The sequence below is a fragment of the Qaidamihabitans albus genome (assembly GCF_016464705.1).
GTDB lineage: Bacteria > Actinomycetota > Actinomycetes > Mycobacteriales > Pseudonocardiaceae > Qaidamihabitans > Qaidamihabitans albus.
On the sequence record NZ_JAEHOB010000005.1, the window covers coordinates 91,595 to 106,790 of the forward strand.

At 71.6% G+C, this 15,196-nt stretch carries 19 protein-coding genes and 1 pseudogene; 8 read left to right on the forward strand and 12 right to left on the reverse strand.

All coding sequences use genetic code 11. The features are described from left to right. Positions 1-7: 7 nt before the first annotated feature. Positions 8-1,042 (forward strand): L-idonate 5-dehydrogenase, encoded by a 1,035-nt coding sequence (locus JAP66_RS11855; protein ID WP_199431731.1) that lies wholly within the window; start codon positions 8-10, stop codon positions 1,040-1,042. On the opposite strand, the gene JAP66_RS11860 is transcribed toward JAP66_RS11855, so the two are convergent. From JAP66_RS11860 to JAP66_RS11870, 3 genes are all read right to left on the reverse strand, one after another. Beyond that, positions 1,032-2,234, reverse strand: coding sequence for a class I SAM-dependent RNA methyltransferase (locus JAP66_RS11860; RefSeq protein ID WP_199431732.1), 1,203 nt, complete (start codon positions 2,232-2,234; stop codon positions 1,032-1,034). The two genes, JAP66_RS11855 and JAP66_RS11860, sit on opposite strands and share 11 nt — an antisense overlap. Continuing rightward, positions 2,231-4,261, reverse strand: a complete 2,031-nt coding sequence (locus tag JAP66_RS11865) for an APC family permease (RefSeq protein WP_199431733.1) — start codon at positions 4,259-4,261, stop codon at positions 2,231-2,233. The genes JAP66_RS11860 and JAP66_RS11865 overlap by 4 nt, the downstream gene beginning before the upstream one ends. 112 nt (positions 4,262-4,373) lie before the next feature. After that, the gene (locus tag JAP66_RS11870; RefSeq protein ID WP_199431734.1) at positions 4,374-4,823 is read right to left on the reverse strand and encodes a GbsR/MarR family transcriptional regulator; all 450 of its coding nucleotides are present in this window, start codon (positions 4,821-4,823) and stop codon (positions 4,374-4,376) included. A 175-nt stretch (positions 4,824-4,998) separates the two neighbouring features. On the opposite strand from JAP66_RS11870, the gene JAP66_RS11875 reads away from it, so the two are divergent. Beyond that, the gene (locus JAP66_RS11875; protein WP_199431735.1) at positions 4,999-5,664 is read left to right on the forward strand and encodes a potassium channel family protein; all 666 of its coding nucleotides are present in this window, start codon (positions 4,999-5,001) and stop codon (positions 5,662-5,664) included. Continuing rightward, positions 5,664-6,320 carry a potassium channel family protein gene (locus tag JAP66_RS11880; protein WP_199431736.1) on the forward strand — a complete coding sequence of 219 codons (657 nt, stop codon included), beginning with the start codon at positions 5,664-5,666 and terminating at the stop codon, positions 6,318-6,320. The genes JAP66_RS11875 and JAP66_RS11880 overlap by 1 nt, the downstream gene beginning before the upstream one ends. Before the next feature lie 73 nt (positions 6,321-6,393). Here JAP66_RS11880 and JAP66_RS11885 read toward each other — a convergent pair whose 3' ends face one another. Together JAP66_RS11885 and JAP66_RS11890 are read right to left on the reverse strand one after the other, a co-directional pair. After that, positions 6,394-7,047 carry a DUF3159 domain-containing protein gene (locus JAP66_RS11885; protein WP_199432017.1) on the reverse strand — a complete coding sequence of 218 codons (654 nt, stop codon included), beginning with the start codon at positions 7,045-7,047 and terminating at the stop codon, positions 6,394-6,396. Between the two features lie 104 nt (positions 7,048-7,151). Then, positions 7,152-7,529 carry an OB-fold nucleic acid binding domain-containing protein gene (locus tag JAP66_RS11890; protein WP_199431737.1) on the reverse strand — a complete coding sequence of 126 codons (378 nt, stop codon included), beginning with the start codon at positions 7,527-7,529 and terminating at the stop codon, positions 7,152-7,154. A gap of 109 nt (positions 7,530-7,638) precedes the next feature. Between JAP66_RS11890 and JAP66_RS11895 the strand changes: the two genes are divergently transcribed. After that, positions 7,639-8,391 carry an alpha/beta hydrolase gene (locus JAP66_RS11895; RefSeq protein ID WP_199432018.1) on the forward strand — a complete coding sequence of 251 codons (753 nt, stop codon included), beginning with the start codon at positions 7,639-7,641 and terminating at the stop codon, positions 8,389-8,391. On the opposite strand, the gene JAP66_RS32100 is transcribed toward JAP66_RS11895, so the two are convergent. Both JAP66_RS32100 and JAP66_RS32105 read right to left on the reverse strand, forming a co-directional pair. Next, positions 8,354-8,506, reverse strand: a complete 153-nt coding sequence (locus JAP66_RS32100; protein ID WP_235998952.1) for a hypothetical protein — start codon at positions 8,504-8,506, stop codon at positions 8,354-8,356. The genes JAP66_RS11895 and JAP66_RS32100 overlap by 38 nt on opposite strands. A gap of 134 nt (positions 8,507-8,640) precedes the next feature. Beyond that, positions 8,641-9,045: pseudogene (locus JAP66_RS32105) on the reverse strand (DJ-1/PfpI family protein); the annotation flags it as partial. Positions 9,046-9,201: 156 nt separating this feature from the next. On the opposite strand from JAP66_RS32105, the gene JAP66_RS11905 reads away from it, so the two are divergent. Continuing rightward, entirely contained in the window at positions 9,202-9,711 is a 510-nt protein-coding gene (locus tag JAP66_RS11905; protein ID WP_199431738.1) for a peptidoglycan-binding domain-containing protein, read from the forward strand. A gap of 55 nt (positions 9,712-9,766) precedes the next feature. Next, a complete protein-coding gene (locus tag JAP66_RS11910) occupies positions 9,767-10,207 on the forward strand; it encodes a peptidoglycan-binding domain-containing protein (protein WP_235998953.1) in 441 nt (146 codons plus the stop codon). Between the two features lie 76 nt (positions 10,208-10,283). On the opposite strand, the gene JAP66_RS11915 is transcribed toward JAP66_RS11910, so the two are convergent. Genes JAP66_RS11915 through dut form a run of 3 tightly spaced genes read right to left on the reverse strand, consistent with a single transcriptional unit; the run spans position 10,284 to position 12,118 of the window. Further along, positions 10,284-10,910, reverse strand: a complete 627-nt coding sequence (locus JAP66_RS11915) for a LysE family translocator (RefSeq protein WP_199431740.1) — start codon at positions 10,908-10,910, stop codon at positions 10,284-10,286. A 6-nt stretch (positions 10,911-10,916) separates the two neighbouring features. Next, a complete protein-coding gene (locus JAP66_RS11920; protein WP_199431741.1) occupies positions 10,917-11,630 on the reverse strand; it encodes a DUF3710 domain-containing protein in 714 nt (237 codons plus the stop codon). After that, the gene (gene dut, locus JAP66_RS11925) at positions 11,630-12,118 is read right to left on the reverse strand and encodes a dUTP diphosphatase (protein ID WP_199431742.1); all 489 of its coding nucleotides are present in this window, start codon (positions 12,116-12,118) and stop codon (positions 11,630-11,632) included. The genes JAP66_RS11920 and dut overlap by 1 nt, the downstream gene beginning before the upstream one ends. 57 nt (positions 12,119-12,175) lie before the next feature. On the opposite strand from dut, the gene JAP66_RS11930 reads away from it, so the two are divergent. Next, complete coding sequence (locus tag JAP66_RS11930) at positions 12,176-12,676, forward strand: DUF3093 domain-containing protein (protein ID WP_199432019.1); 501 nt, start codon at positions 12,176-12,178, stop codon at positions 12,674-12,676. Positions 12,677-12,783: 107 nt separating this feature from the next. Here the strand turns inward: JAP66_RS11930 and JAP66_RS11935 are convergent, their stop codons facing one another. After that, entirely contained in the window at positions 12,784-13,092 is a 309-nt protein-coding gene (locus JAP66_RS11935; protein WP_199431743.1) for a DUF4193 domain-containing protein, read from the reverse strand. 512 nt (positions 13,093-13,604) lie between these two features. Between JAP66_RS11935 and cei the strand changes: the two genes are divergently transcribed. Continuing rightward, the gene (gene cei, locus JAP66_RS11940; RefSeq protein ID WP_199431744.1) at positions 13,605-14,288 is read left to right on the forward strand and encodes an envelope integrity protein Cei; all 684 of its coding nucleotides are present in this window, start codon (positions 13,605-13,607) and stop codon (positions 14,286-14,288) included. Between the two features lie 44 nt (positions 14,289-14,332). Here cei and JAP66_RS11945 read toward each other — a convergent pair whose 3' ends face one another. Then, positions 14,333-15,142: an inositol monophosphatase family protein gene (locus tag JAP66_RS11945; RefSeq protein ID WP_372448959.1), complete on the reverse strand. Its 810-nt coding sequence runs from the start codon at positions 15,140-15,142 to the stop codon at positions 14,333-14,335. Positions 15,143-15,196 lie beyond the last annotated feature (54 nt).

The following is a 15,196-nucleotide window of genomic DNA, read 5'->3' on the forward strand; positions in this document are numbered from 1 at the left end:
AGCCCTCATGCCACGTCCGTATCTCGCACTCGTCACCCACGGTGCCGGCGACCTCCGCATCGAGGAACGGGTCCTGCCCGAGCCGGCCGCGCACGAGGCGGTCGTCGCGGTCGGCTACGGCGGGATCTGCGGGTCGGACCTGCACTACGTCTCGCACGGCGCGGTGGGCGAGTCGGTGCTGCGCGGACCGATGGTGCTCGGGCACGAGGTGTCCGGCCACGTGGAGGTGCCTGCCGCGGACGGTTCGGGCCCGGCGCGGGGCACGCCGGTGACCGTGCACCCGGCCACGCCCTGTGGCACGTGCCCGCAATGCGCGGCCGGGCGGCGCAACCTCTGCCCCACCGCCGGCTATCTGGGCTCAGCGGCCCGCTTCCCGCACACCGACGGCGCGTTCGCCCAGCGGCACGTCGTCGCGGCGGAGCGGCTGCTGCCGCTGCCCGCGGGGCTGCCGGTGCGCACCGGGGCCCTCGCCGAACCCGCCTCGGTGGCGTGGCACGCCGTCTCACGAGCAGGCGACGTCACGGGCAGGCGGGTTTTCGTGGCCGGTGCGGGACCGATCGGCGCGCTCGTGGTCGCGGTGCTGCATCGGGCGGGCGCGGACGAGATCGTCGTGTCCGACCTGCACGAGCGTCCTTTGCGGATCGCACGTGAGCTCGGCGCCACCGAGACCCGCACCGCCGCGGACCTCGAAGGCAGGGTCGACGAGGTGGGGGCCGACATCGCGATCGACTCGTCGGGCACGGCGCCCGGTATGGCCACGGCCGTGCGGGCGCTGCGCCGCGGCGGTCACCTCGTGTTGCTCGGCCTGCCACCACGAGCGGAGCAGCCGTTCCTCGCCGGGCTGGTCGTCACGAGGGAGCTGACCGTCGCCGGTTCGCTGCGGTTCGACACCGAGCTGGCCGACGTCGTCGCGGCGCTGGCCGACGGATCGCTGCGAGCCGACCCGGTGATCAGCCACGAGTTCCCGCTCGCCGACGCCGAGACGGCGTTCGCCCTCGCCCGCGACTCCGCCGCCTCCGGCAAGGTCCTGCTCACCTTCTGATGCGGGTGAGGAGGGCGAGGGTCTCGACGTGGTGGGTCATCGGGAACGCGTCGAAGGCGCGCAGGCGTTCGAGGTGGTAGCCGTGCCCGGTGAACGTGGCCACATCCCGGGCCAGCGCCGCCGGATCGCACGCCACGTACACCACCCGCTCGGGCTCACCGGCGGCGATCGCGTCGACCACCGCGCGTCCGGCGCCCTTACGGGGCGGGTCGAGCACCACCACCTCGGGTCGCTCGTCCACGTCCGCGAGGACGTGCTCCACCCGGCCGGCACGCCAGCGCACCTGGGGCAGGTCGGCCAGGTTCGCCTCCCCGTCGGCGACCGCCCGCCGCCCCGACTCGACCGCGAGCACGCCGCCGTCCGGCCCGACCTGCCCGGCCAGCACCGCGGCGAACAGCCCGACACCGGCGTAGAGGTCCCACACCCGGCCGCCCGGTGACGCCAGGGCCCAGTCCGCGACGACGCCGGCGAACGTGTCGGCCGCCGCGGGATGCACCTGCCAGAAGTCGTGCGCGCCCAGGCGCCAGTCGCGGCCCGCGGCGCGCTGCGCGGCGACGCCGCCCGCCACCTGCCGGGACTTCTCCCGCCCTCGCACGGTCTCCAGCACCCGCACATGGGTGCGCCCCGCGGCGTCGGCCGCCACCTCGATCTCGCTGCCCGGTCGCCGGCGCCGGGACAGCACATCCCCGGTCGCGCCGGGCACCGTGATCGGGCAGTCCTCGAGCGGGATCACCCGGTGGCTGCGATGCGCCCGCAGGCCCGGCCGGCCGTCCCGCCCCGCGACGTAGCGCACGCGGGTCCGCCAGCGCAGCGAACCGCCGGGCAGCTCCTCCACCTCGACCTCACGCTCGATCCCGGCCAGCCGGCGCAGCTGCTCGGCCACGACCCCGGCCTTGAGCGCCCGCTGCGCGCGGGGACTCGCGTGCTGCCAGTCGCAGCCACCGCACAGGCCCGGACCGGCGACCGGGCACGGCGGCTCGACCCGGTCCGGTGCCGGGCGCAGGATCCGCACGGCGTCGGCGCGGCAGAACGCCCCGCCCTTGTCCTCGGTGACCTCGGCGACGACCAGCTCTCCGGGCAGCGCGTGCCGCACGAACACGACCCGGCCGTCCACTCTGGACACGCAGTGCCCGCCGTGCGCGACCGGGCCCACCTCGGCCTCCAGCGCGCGGCCGGTCCAGTCGACCTTCACCGCCGGGTCTCCTCCTCGTCGCGTTCGGGCGCGGCCCCGTGCAGGCCGCGCCGGACGTCACCGGCGACGTGGTAGGACTCGTCCGCCTTGCGCGAAGCCCGCTTCGACGACTCCAGCTGCCACGGCACGCTCGTCACCATCACCCCGGACTGGAACAGGAGCCTGCCCTTGAGCCGGAGCGCGCTCTGGTTGTGCAGCAGCTGCTCCCACCACCGGCCGACCACGTACTCCGGGATGAAGACGGTGACCACGTTGCGCGGATGGTCGCCGCGGATGCGCCTGACGTAGTCCAGTACCGGCCTGGTGATCTCCCGGTACGGCGACTCCACGACCTTCAGCGGGATCCGGAAGCCCTGTTTGTTCCATTGGTCCACCAGCTTCCTGGTGTCCACTTCGTCCACATTGACCGTCACCGCCTCCAGGACATCGGGCCGGGTCGCCTTGGCGTAGGCCAGTGCGCGCAACGTCGGCCGGTGCAGCTGCGAGACCAGGACGATGGCGTGGTTGCGGGAAGGCAGCGTCGCCGGCTTCAGCTCCTCGTCGCGCAGTTCCGCGGCCACGCCGTCGTAGTGCCGGCGGATCGCCGTCATCAGCCAGTAGATCGCCGCCATCGACACGATCGAGATCCAGGCGCCGGCCAGGAACTTGGTGATCAGGATGACGACGAGCACCGAGGCCGTCATGAGCAGGCCGAAGGAGTTGATCATCTGCGCCCGCCGCATCCGGCCGCGCGCCACCGGGTCGCTCTCCGTGCGCAGCAGCCGGTTCCAGTGCCGGATCATGCCGCTCTGGCTGAGTACGAACGAGACGAACACGCCGACGATGTAGAGCTGGATCAGCTGCGTGACGTCGGCTTCGAAGGCGACGACGAGCACGCCCGCGAAGCCGGCGAGGAACAGGATGCCGTTGCTGAAAGCGAGCCGGTCACCACGGGTGTGCAGCTGCCGCGGCAGGTAGCGGTCCTGAGCGAGAATCGAGCCGAGCACCGGGAACCCGTTGAACGCCGTGTTCGCCGCCAGTACGAGGATCAGCCCGGTGAAGAAGATGACGTACCAGACGGCGGGCGAGAACCCGGCGAAGACGGCGTTGGCGAGCTGCGCGAGCAGCGTCTTCTGCTCGTAGCCCTCGGGAGCGTTGAGCAGCTGCTCCGCAGGATCCTCGGCCATGATCACGCCGGTCACCCTGGCCAGGAACAGCAGGCCGAGGAACATCGTGATCGCCAGGGTGCCCATCATCAGCAGGGTGGTGGCGGCGTTGCGGCCCTTGGGCTTGCGGAACGCGGGCACGCCGTTGGCGATGGCCTCCACCCCGGTGAGCGCCGCGCTGCCGGAGGAGAACGCGCGCATCACGAGAAACGCGAACCCGAACCCGGCGAGGTGCTCGCCCTCCTCGATGAGCACGAAGTCGGCGCTCTCCGCGCGAACCTCGTCGTCGAACAGGAACACCCGGACCGCGCCCCACACGATCATGCCGAGGATGCCGGCCACGAAAGCGTAGGACGGGATCGCGAACGTCGTGCCGGACTCGCGGACGCCGCGCAGGTTCACCGCGGCCAGCAGGGCGATCGCCAACACGGCGAAGACGACCTTGTGCGTCGCGACGAACGGGATGGCGGAGCCGATGTTGGCCGCCGCCGACGCGATGGAAACGGCGACCGTGAGGATGTAGTCGACCAGCAGGGCGCTGCCGACCACCAGGCCCCAGCGCCGGCCGTGGTTGACGGTCGCCACCTCGTAGTCGCCGCCGCCGGAGGTGTAGGCGCGCACGTTCTGCCGGTAGGACGCCACCACCGCGACCATGACGAGCGCCACCCCGAGGCCGATCCAGGGGCTGTACACGTAGGCGGAGGCTCCGGCCACGGAGAGCATGACCAGGATCTGCTCCGGCGCGTACGCCACGCTCGACATGGGGTCGGAGGCGAACACCGGCAGGGCGATCCGCTTGGGCAGCAGCGTGTGCGCGAGCCGGTCGCTGCGAAAGGGCCGACCCAGCACCAGCCGTTTTGCCGCGGTGGCGAACTTGGACACGGCAGGAGCGTAATCGCACGGTTCCCGGCGCCGTCGAGACGGCGTCGATCACGCCGGTCACACCGTCGTCGCCCGGCGCCGTGTCCCCCGGCGGAGTCGTCGCGGAGTAGTCTCAGTCCCGCTGCGCGCGCCACTCGTCGATCAGCTTGGGCAGCTCGCGCATGAGGTAGTCGTAGAAGTCGCGCATCTCGGCCAGCCTGCGCCCGGCGATACTGTCCTCCCCCGTGCTCGCGATGCCCTCCTCCGCGGCGTCCTGCATGGCACGGACCACCTCGTTCTGCGCGGACATCAGCGTCGGCCAGCCGTCTTCGGGAAAGCGGTAGTGCTCCCGCCTGCTGCCGGGCACCGGTACCCGCTGGATGAGGCCGACCGGCTGCAACATCTTGATCGCGCCGGAGACCGAGCCCGCGCTCACGCCGAGCTGCTCGGCGATCTCTCCGGCGGTGATCGTCTCCTGCTCCGCGAACAGCAGCGCGCACAGCACCCGGGCGGTCATCCGTTGCATTCCGTTGCGGGTCAGCGTGAGCGCCATGCGCTCGGCGGCGGCCCTCGGGTCGGCCATGATCCTCCCTCACTCGGCTTGACATGATACTAACACTTTCGATCTTTCAGAAATTCCCGAATATTCGCTAGGCTGGTTCGTTGGACGGCGCGGCAACGCGACCTCGACACACGAACCGACCGGGCCGGAGGTAGGTTCTGCGCTGGCGCCGACACAGAGCGGAGGAGGGCACACCGTGCACGTGGTGATCATGGGGTGCGGCCGGGTGGGCGCGTCCCTTGCCGCCGCGCTCGAGCGGCTGGGCCACGACGTGGCGGTCATCGACCGGGTCCAGGACGCTTTCCGCAGGCTTGGCAGCGACTTCCACGGCCAGCAGGTGGTCGGCATGGGCTTCGACCGCCAGGTGCTGGTCGAGGCCGGCATCGAGCGGGCCGGCGCGTTCGCCGCCGTGTCCAGCGGCGACAACTCCAACATCATCTCGGCCCGGGTGGCGCGCGAGACGTTCGGCGTCGAGCACGTCGTCGCCCGCATCTACGACCCGAAGCGCGCCGCCGTGTACGAGCGGCTCGGGATTCCCACGGTCGCGACGGTCCCGTGGACCACCGACCGGTTCCTGCGCACGCTGCTGCCGGAGGGCGTCGCCACGTCCTGGCGCGATCCCTCCGGCACGATGGCGCTGCTGCAGCTTCCACTGCATGAGGCGTGGATCGGAAGGCCCGTCCGTGACCTCGAGCAGGCCACCGGGAGCCGGGTGGCGTTCATCATGCGGTTCGGCACCGGCGTGCTGCCCGAACCGAAGACCGTGCTGCAGGCCGACGACGACGTCTACGCCGCCGCTCATTCCGGCACGATCGGCGACGTGACGGCCCTGGCCGCCCGGCCACCCGAGGAGGAGGACTGATGCGGGTCGCGATCGCGGGAGCGGGCGCGGTGGGCCGGTCCATCGCGTCGGAGCTGATCGACGCCGGGCACACGGTGATGCTCATCGAGCGGCTCTCCGGCCAGTTCGCGCCCGAGACGGTCGAGCAGGCGGACTGGGTGCTCGGCGACGCGTGCGAGGTCTCCACGCTGGAGGAGTCGGGGATACAGCTCTGCGACGTGGTGATCGCCGCGACCGGTGACGACAAGGTCAACCTCGTCGTGTCGTTGCTGGCCAAGACGGAGTTCGCGGTCCGCCGCGTCGTGGCGCGGGTGAACAACCCGGCGAACGAATGGCTGTTCAACCAGAGCTGGGGCGTCGACGTCGCGGTGTCCACCCCCCGCATGCTCGCCGCCATGGTCGAGGAGGCCGTCAGCGTCGGCGACCTGGTGCGGCTGATGACGTTCCGGCAGAGCCAGGCCAACCTCGTCGAGATCACCCTGCCCGACGAGACACCGCTGGCGGGCAAGCCGGTGCGGGACCTGGACCTGCCCCGCGATGCCGCGCTGGTGACCATCCTGCGTGGCGAGCGGGTGATCGTGCCGCAGCCCGACGACCCGCTGGAGCCCGGTGACGAGCTGCTGTTCGTCTCCCCCACCGACGTGGAGCCGGAGATCCGGACCGCGCTGGGCTACTGACGGCGCCGCGCGAGCTCGTGAGTGCGCACACGAGTTAGAACACTGTTACGCACTCACGACCGGGACCGGCCCGCTACGCCTCGCCGCCGTACTTGACGCGCAGCCGCTCCTCGATCCGCGCCTCCTCGCTCTCCTCGGCCTCGCTGATCTCCTTGAGCCGCTTGTCCGAGCGCCGTACGGCCCACACGACGACCAGCAGCGCGAGCGCGTACAGCGGGTAACCCATGGCGATCTTCGCGAACGCCAGCCAGCCGGTGTAGTTCTCGTCGTAGAGCCAGCGCTGAACGACGAACCGGGCGGCGAACACGGCGGCCAGCGCGAGCGTGGCGATGTCGTAGCCGAACCGGGAGGGCTTGTCCTTGCGCCACGCCGTCCCGGTGCCGTTGAGCATGTTCCACACGACCCCGGCCAGCGGCCAGCGCACGAGGACCGACAGCACGAACGCGCCGCAGTACACCAGGCTGGCCCAGATCCCGAACAGGAAGAAGCCCTTGGCCGAGCCGGTGCGGTAGGCGATGAAAGCGGCGATCGCGACACCGAAGAAACCGGAGATCGCCGGCTGCAGCGGCTCCTTCCGGACGATCCGCAGGACGGTGATCAGCACGGCACTGCCGACCGCGCTCCAGATGCCGGCCTGCAGGCCGAACATCGAGTTGGCCAGGACGAACACGATGACCGGTACCGACGAGTAGAAAAGGCCGGACACGCCGCCCATCTGCTCGAGCATCGTGGGCTGGGGCTCGCGGGTCTCCGGGGCTTCCTCGGCCGCGGCGGCGTCCGTTTCGGCTTCGGCGGTACGGTCAGGCTCGTTCACAGTGCGCTATCACTTCTTCACGTCGGCTGCAGTAGCTCGTAGTACGGGTTGTACAGCACCTTCTGGCCGTTGCGGTCGGCCAGTCTGCCGCACACCTTGATGGTGCGTCCCGGCTCGATGCCCGGGATCCGGCGCCGGCCCAGCCAGACGAGCGTCACCCCGTCCGTACCGTCGAACAGTTCGGCCTCCAGCGTCGCAGCGTCGCTGGCCGGGCACAACTCGACGCTCCGTAACCGGCCGAGCACGGTGACTTCCTCGCCCGACCGGCAGTCGCAGGCGCGCTGCGCCCCGCCGGCCTCGGACTTCTCCGACAGGTCGTCGGCGTCGAGCTCCTCGACGTCACTGGTCAGCTTGCGGACCAGCCGGCTGAAGTAGCCGCCGTCTTTGGCGGACATATCTGGTGCTCCTGTGCTCCGGGGCCCCCGACTTCTTTGCGGCCCGTGCGTTCTCCAGCGTAGCTCGCTCGCGGCAAGGGAATACCTTTTGCGGCAGGATCGCAACGTGATGTCCGCTATTTCGCCACCCGCCGCCGTGCTACTGCCCGGCACGGGGTCCGACGAGGTGTTCGTGCGCGCGGTGTTCGCCCGGCCGCTGGCCGCCGTCGGCTTCGCGGTCAGCGCGCCGCCGCCACCCGCCGGGGCGGCCGTCACCACCGGCTACCTCGAGGTGCTGGACGCCGCCGCGTCGGCCGCGCGGGCGCCGCTGCTGGTCGGCGGCATCTCACTCGGCGCCCACCTCGCCACCGAGTGGGCCCTGCGCAACCGGGACCGCTGCGCGGGCGTGCTGGCGGCACTGCCTGCGTGGAACGGCCGCGTCGGGTCGGCGCCCGCGGCAGTCGCGGCGCGCCTCTCGGCCGACCGCGTGGCGCGCGACGGGCTCGACGCCACGCTGGCGACCGCGACGGCGGGGATCGCGCCCTGGCTCGCGGACGAGCTGCGCCGGGCGTGGCGGCGGCACGGGCCCGGTCTGGCCGCGGGGCTGCGCGCCGCGGCGGACCATCCGGCGCCCGAGCTGGCGGAGCTGCGCGCGCTCGACGTGCCCGTGGGCATCGCGGCGTGCGCGGACGATCCGGTACACCCGGCGGCGGTCGCCCGCGCCTGGGCCGGGGCGCTGCCTCGCGCCGCGCTGTGCCAGACCACCCTGACGGCCGTCGGTGCCGACCGCGAGTCGCTGGGCCGGGCGGCGGTGCTCGCGTGGCTGCGGGCAGGCGGAGGCCGGTTCAGCCACGCTCACGGAGACGGGCCGCCATCGCCCTGACCGCCGCCTGCCGGGCGTCGAGCGCCGATCGCCTGATCGTGGCGACGACCTCCGGGTCGGCCCTGCCGGGCGAGCCGGAGTCGAACGGCGGCGCCGGATCGTATTCGAGCTGCAACTGGACACGTCGCGCGACGTCCGCGCCGAAGACCTCCGCGGCGAGTACGAGCGCGAAGTCGATGCCGGAGCTGACCCCGCGCCGGTGATGCGGTTCCGGTCGATCACGACCCGCTCCTCCGCCGGGATCGCGCCGAGCTCCCCGAGCATCGGCAGCGACGCCCAGTGGCTGGTCGCCCGGTAGCCCGTGACAAGACCGGCTGCGGCAGGCGCGAACGAACCGGTGCAGACGGAGGTGACCCAGCCGGCACCGGCCGCCTGGCGCCGCAGGAAGTGCAGCGCGATGCCGTCGGTGAAGAGGTCGAACGCCCCGCTTCCCCCGGGCACGAAGAGGACATCGGCCTGCGGGCAGGCTTCCAGGGTCGTCGTGGGGACGATCGACCAGCCACCGTCGTTGACCACCGGCCGCGTGTCGTGCCACGCGAGGTGCACCTCCGTGCCGGGCAGCCGTGAGAAGACCTGTGCCGGGCCGGTGAAGTCCAGCTGGGTGGCGTCGGGGAACAGCAGCACGACGATGCGGAACGGCTCGGATCGAACCACCTCACCCTAGCCAGGAGGCTCCCCGACCGTGCCCCGCTGTCGGGCGTTCACCGGACACCGCCCGGGTCGCGGCATTCCTAAAGTGACGAGCGGCCGCGGCATTGCCGGGCGGCTCACGGATGGCCAGTTCGGTCCGAAAGCCGGAGCAGGGAACACATGGGGGAAATTCGGCACGAGATCAGCACGAGGAAAGGAGCACGAACTCCGATGAGTTCGAGATGGCAGCGTCAGGGAGCGGCCGGCCTGGCCGCACTGGCGATGGGGGCGGCCGCGATCACGTTCTCCACTCCGGCGTCGGCGGCGACCCTGCCTCCCTGCGCCACGACGACCGAGATCGTACGGTCGGGGCACGAAATCATGGTGCCAACGAGCAAAGGAAATACTTCCTGCCTGATCGGCCGCAGTTTCGCGGCGAACACGACGATCGTGGCCCGGTTCCAGTTCACCATGCGCCGGTGCTACCCGAATCTCGACCTGGCCTCGCCCTACTCGAGCGAAAAGGTCGGGGAACTCGCGGTGGACGGCAGTTTCGGGCCGCGCAGCGAAGCCGCGCTGAAGGCCGTGCAGAGCGCTGTCGGCACCACCGCGGACGGCATCTACGGCCCGAAAACCCGGGACCGCATGAAGTTCCTGACTCCGAACCGAAGCAACTGTTATCGCTACTGACGACTCGAGGTGAGGCACTGACATGAAGGGTTCTGGAGTGCTGCGGAGGGCCGGGATGAGTGTCGCGGCTGTGCTCATGGCCGTCACCGGGACTTTCGTCTCGACGGGATCGGCGACCGCGGCGACCCCGCTGTGTGTGAAGGTGGTGCTCCACAGTCCTGGCGGAGGGCACGCGATCTCGGTTCCGGCCGCCAGTGGGAACAGCACATCGTGTCTTATCGGCCGTGGCCTGGTCGCGAACACCGCGATCGTGGTCCAGTTCCAGTACACGATGATCAGGTGTTACGGCAGCCGCTACCTGGCGGCGCCGTACCAGAACGAAAGAATCCGCGACCTCGCGACGGACGGCAGTTTCGGGCCGCGCACCGAAGCCGCGCTGAAGTCGGTACAGAAGGCCGTCGGCACCACGGCCGACGGAACCTACGGCCCCAACACCCGCGACCGGATGAGGTTCGTCTCCAGGGACGGTCGCGACTGCCATCCGTACCGTAGCTGAGTGATGCGCACGCAAGAGGTGCCTTCCTCCTCCGATCAGGAAGGCTCCTCTTGTCGTGCCGGGGCGGCCAAGGCCGCTACTCGGCGACCGCCACGAAACCGCCGAGACCGATCATCGTCAGGCCGCCGGCCACCCGCTGGCGAGCCCGCCACCGCCTGCTGGCCAGCAGCTTCGTGCCGAGGCTGCCCGCGAAGAGCGCGACACCGAGATCCGCGAGCATCGCCAGCCCCAGCGCGATCAGGCCGAGCAGCAGGAACACCATCGGCGCCGGCGCGCTCTCCGGATGCACGAAGTGCGGCAGCAGTGCCATGAAGTACAGCGCGGTCTTCGGGTTGAGCAGCTCGGTGAGCACACCCTGCAGCAGCGGTGACCGCGCCCACCGGCGAGCGGGGCCCCCGGTATCGGCCGCGTCCTCGTGCCGGTGGAGGATCGCGTACAGCCCGAGGCCGACCAGGTACACCGCGCCGGCGATCTTGACCACGGTGAACGCGACCGCGGAGGTCGCGAGTACGGCGGACAGGCCCAGCGCCGCCGCCAGCACGTGCGCCGCCGCGCCGATCCCGTTGCCTGCCACGGACCGCACGCCCTCGCCGCGGCCACCGCGCAGGCTGCGGGCCAGCACGTAGAGGATGCCGGGTCCCGGCGTGACCGCGAACAGCGCGGCCGTGCCGAGGAACACGATCCACTCGGCGGCCGTCGGCACGGCGGGTCAGCCCTGCTGCTGCGCGGCGACGTGCTCGGCGACCGCGTCCGGCAGCGTGATCGGCAGCGGCGTGCGCACCGGCATCGGAGAGTCGCCGCGCACCACGATCGTGTCGCGCACGATGTCGCGGAGCACCGCGGGCGCCTGCGCGGCCTGGGACTGCGGCCCGGCGATGACGCCGCGCAGCATCCAGCGCGGCCCGTCGACGCCGACGAACCGCAGCGCCACCTCCCCCACGATCGCCGAGAGCTCCAGGCCCCAGTCGCCGCGGGTGGAAGTGACCTTCGCGCCGTCGGCCCGCAGCTGCTCGGTCAGCTCGGCGCTGACGTCCTTCCACAGTCCGCCCGAGCGCGGCGCGGCGTACCCGCTGACGGTCACCTGGCCGTGTGCCGTCACCACGTGCACCGCACGGACGTTGCCGCTCTGCTGGTCCATCTCCACCTGCACCTGAGAGCCGTCCGGCACCGGTACGCGTACCGAGCCGAGGTCGATCCGCGGCACGTCGTCGTCGGGCGCCTCCGCGGCGTCGAACGGCCCCGAACGATACGACGCCGCCTCCGCTTCGGTGTCGTATTCGCCGTACTCGTCGTATTCTCCGTATTCGCCGTATTCCGCATCGAGGTCGTCGGGCTCCGCCACGTCCGGTGCGGCGTGCCGGCCACGGCGCGGCTCCGCCTCCGCCGCGGCCCCCCGCCGCCGCTTGCGTCCGAAAATCCCCACTAGCTCTCCGTTCCTTCCCGGGTCAGCTCAGCCGAACCGAGTGCGGCATGTCCACCTGTAGAACCGTAGCCACCCGCGCCCCGCTCCGTCGCCTCCAGCTCCGCTGCCTCGACGAACTCCGCGTGCTCGACCCGCTGCACCACGAGCTGGGCGATCCGGTCGCCGCGGGACAGCTCGATCGGCTCCCGAGGGTCGTGGTTGACCAGGCATACGCGGATCTCCCCGCGGTAGCCCGAGTCGATCGTGCCGGGCGTGTTGACGACCGAAAGCCCCGCCCTCGCGGCCAGGCCGGAACGCGGGTGCACGAATCCGGCATACCCCGGCGGCAGCGCGATCGCCACCCCCGTGCCGACGACGGCGCGCTCCCCCGGTTCCAGCAGGACGTCGGACGTGGTGACGAGATCGGCACCGGCGTCGCCCGGCCGGGCATAGGCGGGGAGCGGCACACCGGGGTCGAGGCGGGAGACAAGGACCTGCACGCTGGACACGAGCGGCGAGACTACCCTGGAGGCGTGAGCGACACTGCAGGCGCGGCCGGACGGCCGGTGAGCGAGGCGGGGACACCGCGCCCGGCGGGTGCGGTTCTGCACTCGGAACGGCTCTACGTCCCGTGGTGGGCGTGGCCGCTCCCGCTGATCGCCGCGGCGCTGCTCGCGGCCGAGATCCACATGGGTTACCCGGGCGTCCGTGCCTGGCTGCCCTACGTCGTGCTGCTGACGCTGACCGTGCTCCTGCTGATCGCGGCCGGCCGGGTCCGGATCCGGGTCACGGCCGGCGACGGGAACGGCGAGCCGGAGCTGTGGGCAGGCGACGCGCATCTGCCGCTGCGCTTCGCGGGCGAGGTGGAGGTCATCGGCAAGCGGGACAAGCGCAAGGCCCTCGGCCCCGAGCTGGACCCGGCCGCGTTCGTCGTGCACCGCGGCTGGATCGGCTCGCTCGTGCGCGTCCACCTCACCGATCCCGGGGACCCGACGCCGTACTGGGTGGTCAGCACGCGGCGGCCCGAACGACTGGCGCGGCTACTGCGGGGTGAGGACGCGGGGTGAGGACGAGGAATGACGGGGACGAAACGGGGTGGCCGAGCCGTCCGGCCCAACCACCCCTTCGCGAACCCCAGACCCCTCCGGTCCCCGGCCCGCCCGATCGCGACCGATCAGGCGCAGTCGCGGCAGATCAGCCTGCTGCCACTCTCCTCGGCGAGCCGGCTGCGGTGGTGCACCAGGAAGCACACCGAGCAGGTGAACTCGTCAGCCTGCTTCGGCACGACCTTGACCGTCAGGTCCTCACCCGACAGGCCGGACAGGTCGGCACCCGGAAGCTCGAAGTTCTCGGCGGTGGCGTCTTCGTCCACGTCCACAACGCCGGACTGCGTTTCGTTGCGCCGCGCCTTCAACTCCTCCAACGAGTCCTCGGCCAGCTCGTCGGCTTCGCTGCGGCGCGGAGCGTCGTAGTCGGTCGCCATTGTCCTTCACCCCTGCGATCAGCTTCGATAACGGTTCCCGGACGCCCGAGCCGCCGCTCGAGAGTCCTCGTGCCGCTGGTCAACGTTCCAGCGCCCCTTTTTGTGCCCGAAACGACAGTGAGGGACGTCTCTTCCACAAGATCCCGATCCGCGTCCGGAGCCCGCAGAGGGTAGCCCACCACTGTCGGGGCCCGGACACAGGTTGCCCACCACCGAGAATACGTCACTCCACGGGGCTAACCTGGGCGCGCGAAACGCTTAGGCCGTTCGGGTTGCGACCGGGTATCGGGAGGCTGGAGCGAGGCACGGATTCCTTGCCGCACCCTCGCTGACGTGGTGCTATCCGAGTCGGGCCCGGTGAGGCGGACGCGTCTTCGCCGGCGCCGGGACGGACCGGGCGCTCCCCGGCGGGGCGGCTGCCGCGCCCCCCGGCTGTAACGCCTAGGCTGATCAGCGACGACGGTATCGGTGAGCAGGACTTCCGCTCGCACGACGGCGAAGGGACGGGGCAGGTGGCGTCGGGGACCGGCTTCGGTAGCCGCGGAGGAAAGCCGTACCGCAGGCACAAGCCCCTGCCCGCGCTCATCGTCATCGCCGTGCTCGGGCTCGCGGCCGTGTTCGTGTGGGTCAACGCGATCACTTCCAAGGAGGACATCGACGCCGCCATCCGCTGCGAGCCCGCCGCCACCCCGCCGCCCGGCGTCACGTACACGTCGCTGCCGCACGACGCGCTCGACGGCACCACGCCGATCCCCCCGGACAAGGTGGCGCTGCGCGTGCTCAACGCCAACGGGGCGCGCGGCAAGGCGTCGATCACCACGGAGAGCCTCCGCGAGCTCGGCTTCACCAGGATCGCCGCGCCGGCGAACGACCCGGCGTATCCGAAGCTGGCCGCGGCGTGCCACGGCCAGATCCGCTTCGGGGAGAACGGCCGCGCGGCCGCCCGCACGGTGAGCCTGATCGACCCCTGCTTCGAGCTGATCCGGGACAACCGCAAGGACGCCACCGTGGATCTCTCGATCGGCGAGCAGTTCGGCGATGTGCGCCCCACCGCGGAAGGGATGCAGATCCTGCAGCGGCTGAAGACCTGGTCCGCGGAGAACCAGCACGTCGGCAACAACGAGCAGTCGGCAGGCCCTCCCGGGCCGGAGCTCGACCCCGCGAAGCTCGCGGCAGCACGGCAGGGTTACTGCTGACCGCGCGAACGCGGAACTCGCGGGCCTGAGCGGGGACTCGCGGGCTACACGCTACCTGCGCCACATTCGATCAGTGCCGCGCGCAGCGCGTCCGCGACCGGCGGAGCAGCCGCGAGGGTGCCGTCCGCGCCGAGCTCCGGGTCCTCCCCCGGCAGCGACACCACCGCGCCCGCCTCGGCGGCGACGAGCGCGGCGGCGGCCCAGTCCCAGCGCTTGAGCCCGTGCTCGAAGTAGGCGTCGGCCCAACCCGCGGCGACCGCGCAGAGATCGAGTGCGGCCGACCCGGCCCTGCGGATGTCGCGCACCCGCCCGAGCATCCCGGCGACCAGCTCCGCCTGGCGGGCACGACGCTCCGGCAGGTAGGCGAAGCCGGTGGCGAGCAGCGCCATGTCGAGCCGCGCCGGCGCGGACACCGACAGCCGCTGCCCGTCCAGCCACGCCCCGGCGCCGAGGGTGGCCGTCCACCGCCTGCCGCTGACCGGCTCCACCACCGCACCCGCGACCGACACGCCGTCGACCTGGGCACCCACCGAGACGGCGAACACGGGGAAGCCGTAGAGGAAGTTCACCGTGCCGTCGATGGGGTCGACGACCCACGTCACCCGGTCGCCCGGCGCACCGCCCTCCTCCTCACCGAGCACCGGCTCCCCGGGACGGAGCGCGGCCAGCCTCGCCCGGATGTAGCGCTCGGACTCGTGGTCGACCGCGGTCACCACGTCGGTCTGGCTGCTCTTGGTGCCGACAGCCACGGTGTGACCGGCGAGCATGGACGTGTGCGCGTCCCGCACCAGCTCGGCCGCCTCCGTCGCGACCTGCTCGGCGACCCGCGTCAGTTCCGCCTCGATAGCTCCCACGGCACCATGGGACCACACCCCCGATAAGGTTTCGGTCCGAGGCTTCTGAATCGA